The sequence below is a fragment of the Pseudonocardia pini genome (assembly GCF_013870575.1).
Lineage (GTDB): Bacteria > Actinomycetota > Actinomycetes > Mycobacteriales > Pseudonocardiaceae > Pseudonocardia > Pseudonocardia pini.
Map to the genome: position 1 here is coordinate 1 of NZ_JACBXB010000896.1, position 2,015 is coordinate 2,015.

The 2,015-nt window shown below is 69.9% G+C and carries 1 protein-coding gene; it reads left to right on the top strand.

Features of this window, described 5'->3' with window-relative positions; translation table 11 throughout:
- Positions 1–157: 157 nt before the first annotated feature.
- On the top strand, positions 158–1,972 hold the full coding sequence (locus H5J29_RS30510) for a selenium-binding family protein (RefSeq protein WP_246394495.1): 1,815 nt from the start codon (positions 158–160) through the stop codon (positions 1,970–1,972).
- Positions 1,973–2,015: the final 43 nt, after the last annotated feature.

Genomic DNA, 2,015 nt, shown 5'->3' on the forward strand with positions numbered 1-2,015 from the left:
AGCCCGCCCCGGCCCCCGAGGCGCCCTACGGCGAGTCGAGCCGAACGGCGTTCGACGACCCGATCAACCAGCTCCGTGACACCGCGCCCGCCGGCGTGCCGGTCGCGGGCCTGATCCAGTCGGCCGTGGGCGCGCCCACCCGACTCCTCCCGAGCTGATGCGCGCCGCACGCAAGGTCCTGCTCGGCCTGCTGGCGGTGGGCGTGGTCGCCGCGGTGACCACGATCCCGGGTGGGGACGCCTACGCCGACGTCCAGACCGTCCGCTCCACCGTCAAGGGTGGCGACGGCAAGGACTACTGGGTCGAGAACAACATCGACAAGGCCGCCACCGGCGAGGGTTCGGGGAACCGGCCCGAGTACATGGTGGTCTGGGCCGGTGACGAGAACGTCGCGGACACCGTCGTCCCCGACGTCAAGAACCTGCCCGGGTCGCTGGCGAACCCCGTGGACAAGGTCCGAGACGCACTCCCGGGTCCGGACTTCATGGCGGTCGTCGACGTCACGAAGGGCTCGCCGAACTACGGCAAGGTCGTGAACACCGCGACCGTCGGCCCGCTCGTGGAGAACGAGCCGCACCACATGCAGTACTCGTGGCGCAAGGGCGACAAGATCTACGCGGGTGGCCTCTACTCGGCGGCCACCTACGTCTTCGACGTGGCCGCGCTGCCGGAGCTCAAGCTCTCCGGCATCAGCCTCCCCAGTCAAACCCTCTGTGGGTCGGTGCCGGACGCGTACTGGGTTCTGAACGATGGCACGGCGTACGGGACCTACATGGGCGGCCCGGTCGTCCCCGGTCCCTGCACCTACTCGAACGGCGAGGTCCGCACCGGGAACGGGTTCGCGGGCACGCCGGGTGAGGTCGTCCGGTTCGGTCCGGACGGGCAGAAGCTGGTCGAGGCCCCGGCCGCGACCACCACGCCCGAGGACCCGACCCAGTGCCTCAACATGCCGGCGCTGGGGCAGCCGAGCTGCGCCAACCCGCACGGCATCCAGGTCCGTGAGGACCTGGACACGATGGTGACCAGCGACTACGCCGAGCCGCGGACCATCATCCTGAACCCGGTCGGGGCGCCGTCGCCGTACCTGCGTCGACCCACGGTCCGGACCTGGGACATCTCCGACCTGAACCACCCCAAGGTCAAGTCGGTGTCCTACCTGCCGACCGGTCCGCGCTCGAACGGGCAGGACCCGCTGCACAACGAGAACCGTGCGGCGATGGAGACCACGGTCACCAACCTGCCGGGCCACAAGGGCGCGTTCGCCCAGACCATGCAGGGTGGGGCGCTGTTCTACACGCCGGACATCACGGTCCCCGAGCCGGAGTGGAAGGAGATCTACGACCTCTCCGCCGCGGTGAAGGAACTGGACCCGAAGGCGGGTGACAACGGCGGTCCGTCGTCCAACGGCGGGTGGCTGCAGACCAGCCCGGACGACAAGACGCTGTACCACGCGATCATCGGCCGCAAGCCGGGCGCGCTCGGGCCGGACGACCCGGGCACCGCGGGCGGCGTGATCGCGCTGGACATCGAGAAGCTGGTCTCCGCCGGTGCGGACGCCGAGTGCTCGATCGACACCGAGGCCGAGATCGCGGGCGAGGGTGCCGAGGCCGACTGCCCGACGCTCAAGGGGCACCAGACGATCAACCCCGGCAAGGCCGCGGGCGGACCGCACTGGGGTGCCCTGGACAACCTCGAGCTCGGCGAGGACGGCTTCTACCACGAGACCGACCAGCCGAGGCGCCTCGCGACCACGAACTACTTCGTGGCCCGCACCGGCACCGACGGTGACCACAAGGTCTGCCTCGTGGACATCGCGCAGGACGGCTCGCTGCAGCTCGACGAGGACTTCAAGGACGAGGTCACGGGTGACACCTGTGTCTCGTTCAACCGGGAGAGCTGGCCGCACGGCTCCTTCGGCAACGCGAAGCCCCACTCGATGCTGTTCGTCGCGAACGATGCCGACGTCAAGTAGACGTCTGCTGGTCGTGCTCCCGCTCGCCCCGCTCCTCGCGGTG